The 3,557-nt window shown below is 50.5% G+C and carries 3 protein-coding genes; all 3 read left to right on the top strand.

What is annotated here, in order from left to right:
* The first annotated feature begins 217 nt into the window (after positions 1 to 217).
* Positions 218 to 1,045, top strand: a complete 828-nt coding sequence (locus B4113_RS05615; RefSeq protein ID WP_033843188.1) for an aldo/keto reductase — start codon at positions 218 to 220, stop codon at positions 1,043 to 1,045.
* A gap of 151 nt (positions 1,046 to 1,196) precedes the next feature.
* The gene (locus B4113_RS05610) at positions 1,197 to 1,889 is read left to right on the top strand and encodes a zinc metallopeptidase (RefSeq protein WP_033843189.1); all 693 of its coding nucleotides are present in this window, start codon (positions 1,197 to 1,199) and stop codon (positions 1,887 to 1,889) included.
* Between the two features lie 107 nt (positions 1,890 to 1,996).
* The gene (locus B4113_RS05605) at positions 1,997 to 3,355 is read left to right on the top strand and encodes a hemolysin family protein (protein ID WP_033018699.1); all 1,359 of its coding nucleotides are present in this window, start codon (positions 1,997 to 1,999) and stop codon (positions 3,353 to 3,355) included.
* Positions 3,356 to 3,557 lie beyond the last annotated feature (202 nt).

Raw genomic sequence — 3,557 nt, 5'->3', positions numbered from 1 at the left:
TTTTTTTTTTTTTTTTGGAAACGAGCGGCCGAGCTCCAGTTCCTTTTGATGGTGAAGAATGAAATAAGGTGAAGTGGAAACTGTAATAGGGAGCGAGGGAGCGCGTCCCTCGCTTTTTTGGCGGCAGCGGGTCAGGGATGTTTGGGTGCATATATTTTGCGTTTTCTTCACCGTTTTTCCATAATAAAGCTATACCGATGTTGGAGGGGGAAGCGACGTGAACCATTTGCAAGATTGCGCGGTATTACATAACGGCGTGCGCATGCCGTGGGTTGGCCTTGGCGTCTACAAAGTCAAAGAGGGCGAGGAAGTGAAACGCGCGGTGCGCACCGCGTTGGAAATGGGCTATCGCCATATTGACACGGCTGCTTTTTACGAAAACGAAGAAGGGGTCGGGCAAGCGATCCGCGAATCCGGCATCCCACGTGAGCAAGTGTTTGTGACGACGAAAGTATGGAACACCGACCAAGGGTATGAAACGACGCTAAAGGCGTTTGACAAAAGCTTGAAAAAGCTCGGGTTCGATTATGTGGATTTGTATTTGGTCCATTGGCCGGTGAAAGGGAAATACAAAGAGACGTACAAGGCGCTTGAAAAGCTATATAAAGACGGGTATGTGCGCGCCATTGGCGTCAGCAATTTTCAAATCCATCATTTGCAAGATGTATTGGCCGATTGCGAAATCAAGCCGATGGTCAACCAAGTCGAGTACCATCCGCGCCTGACGCAAAAAGAGCTGCACGCGTTTTGCCGGGAAAACGGCATCCAGCTTGAAGCATGGTCGCCGCTCATGCGCGGGGAAATTTTAAACGAACCGACGATCGTGGAGATTGGGAAGAAATACGGGAAAACGCCGGCGCAAGTCGTGCTGCGCTGGGATTTGCAAAACGGCGTTGTCACGATTCCGAAATCGGTGACGCCGGCACGCATAAAGGAAAACGCAGATCTCTTCGATTTCTCATTGACCGATGAGGAAATGAAACGAATCGATGCATTGAACGCGAACAAGCGGATTGGCCCTGACCCGGACAATTTCAATTTTTGACGAAACGATCGTCTAAACAGCGCCCACGCCGGCGCTGTTTTTTGGTGAGGAACGAAACCAAAGCGGCATGTTTGACGTATGAATTGATGAACAAGTACAATAAATAATAGTATACACATTTGATCATCATTGAAAAAACGGAGGGGCTGCGATGCTATTCCATCCGATGGATATTTTCATTTTTATCGCTTTCTTGATCTCGCTTTGGGCGCAGTGGAAAGTGTCGAGCAACTTCAATGCTTGGTCCGAAGTCCCGGCCTCATCGGGGTTGACAGGGGCAGAAGTGGCGCGCCTGATTTTAGATCGCCACGGCTTGTATCATGTGCCGGTGGAGGTCGTGCCGGGGCGGCTTTCCGACCATTACGATCCGATCTCTCGCACCGTCCGTCTCTCGGAACCGGTGTTTTATGGGCGATCGATCGCTTCCATTTCGGTGGCCGCCCATGAAGTCGGCCATGCCGTTCAGCATCAGCAAGGGTACGCGGCGCTTGTTCTCCGCCACCGGATGTTTCCGGTTGTGAACTTGGCTTCCGGCGTGGCTCCGTTTTTGCTGCTCGTTGGGTTTTTGCTTCATCAATTTTCATTGATCGGTCTCGGCATTTTGTTCTTCTCGCTGGCGGTGGCGTTTCAAGTTATTACACTGCCGGTCGAGTTTAATGCGAGCGCGCGGGCGAAACGGTTTATGCTCGCTGAAGGGATCATCGCTCCAAACGAAACGCGCGGCGTGAACAAAGTGCTCGGCGCGGCGGCGTTGACGTATGTGGCGGCAACGCTGATCTCGGTATTTGAGCTGTTGAAGTATGTGCTGATTTTTGCCCAAGGGAGCAATAATGAAGAGTCGTAAGTGATGGGCCGCCTGTTGTTGGCGGCCTAACGTGGCATCAGTGTGCTGTAGAAACTTTACTGTGCAGGAGGTGTAATCTGGGCGCTTCATCCGCGCTCGGAGACGAATTGGACATAGCCAGTTTGCTGTTGGTGGCATTGCTGATCGCTTGCACCGCCTTTTTTGTCGCTTCCGAATTCGCGATTGTCAAAGTGCGCAGTTCGCGCATTGATCAGTTGGTCAATGAAGGGAACAAACGGGCGGTTGCGGCGAAAAAGGTGATTTCGAACTTGGACGGCTATTTATCGGCGAACCAGCTGGGCATTACTCTTACTTCACTTGGCCTTGGCTGGTTGGGGGAGCCGACGGTGGCGCGGATGTTGCTGCCGCTGTTTGAACGCCTCCACTTATCGGAATCTGTATCGCATTTTTTAGCATTCATCATTTCCTTTTCGCTCATCACCTTTTTGCATGTCGTCGTTGGCGAATTGGCGCCGAAAACGTTCGCCATTCACAAAGCGGAAGCGATTACGCTGTTTACCGCTAAGCCGCTCATCTGGTTTTATAACATCATGTATCCGTTCATTTGGACGCTCAATCATTCGGCGCGGCTGGTGACGCGTCTGTTCGGTCTCAAGCCGGTGGCGGAGCATGAACTGGCCCACTCGGAAGAGGAGCTGCGTCTCATTTTGTCGGAAAGCTACAAAAGCGGGGAGATCAATCAGTCGGAGTACCGCTACGTCAGCAACATTTTCCGCTTTGATGACCGCGTGGCGAAAGAAATCATGGTGCCGCGCAAGGAAATTGTCGCATTGGATCTTAACAAAAGCGTCAAGGAAAACTTGGAGATCATCCGCGAGGAAAAATATACGCGTTATCCCGTCATTGATGGCGATAAGGATCACGTACTCGGCCTCATTAACGTGAAAGAAGTATTTACCGACTTTATCGCCAACCCGTCAAACGAAAAACAAATGAAAGATTACATCCGCCCGATCATTCAAGTCATTGAATCGATTGCAATTCATGATTTGCTTGTGAAAATGCAAAAAGAGCGCATCCATATGGCGATTTTAGTGGACGAATATGGCGGTACGTCCGGACTTGTAACAGTCGAGGACATCTTGGAAGAGATTGTTGGGGAAATTCAGGATGAGTTCGACATTGATGAGACGCCATTGATTCAAAAAATGGATGAGGGATTTGTGCTCGATGGCAAGGTATTGATTAGTGAAGTCAATGATTTGCTGGGCTTGGAGATCGACGATGATGACGTGGATACGATCGGCGGCTGGATTTTGACGAAGCATTATGACATTCAAACCGGTGACAGCGTGGAAATCGATGGTTATTTGTTTACAGTGAAAGAAATGGACGGCCATCATGTGAAGACACTGGAAGTGGTAAAAAAAGAGCCTGAGCAGCCAGAGCCGGGTCAGGAAAACGGGGAGCCGGCACGGGCGGAAGAAGAGCCATTGCATTGGTAAGGCAGAAAAGGCAGACGGAAACGCCGTCTGCCTTTTGCCGTTCTGCCGTGCAAGCGAAATCTAGAAGGGCGGTGATGAAAGGGATGGGTTGCTTCACCGCCTTGTTTCTCAAATGGAGAACCCTTGTGGCACGGGCTTCTCGTTTCACGTCATCCGCCGCGGGCTAGGGGCGGTTGCTGTTTTTCACCATCCTTCTAGAAGA

The sequence above is a fragment of the Geobacillus sp. B4113_201601 genome (assembly GCF_001587475.1).
In the GTDB taxonomy this organism is placed as follows: domain Bacteria; phylum Bacillota; class Bacilli; order Bacillales; family Anoxybacillaceae; genus Geobacillus; species Geobacillus icigianus.
This window is presented reverse-complemented; position numbering and strand designations above follow the sequence as displayed.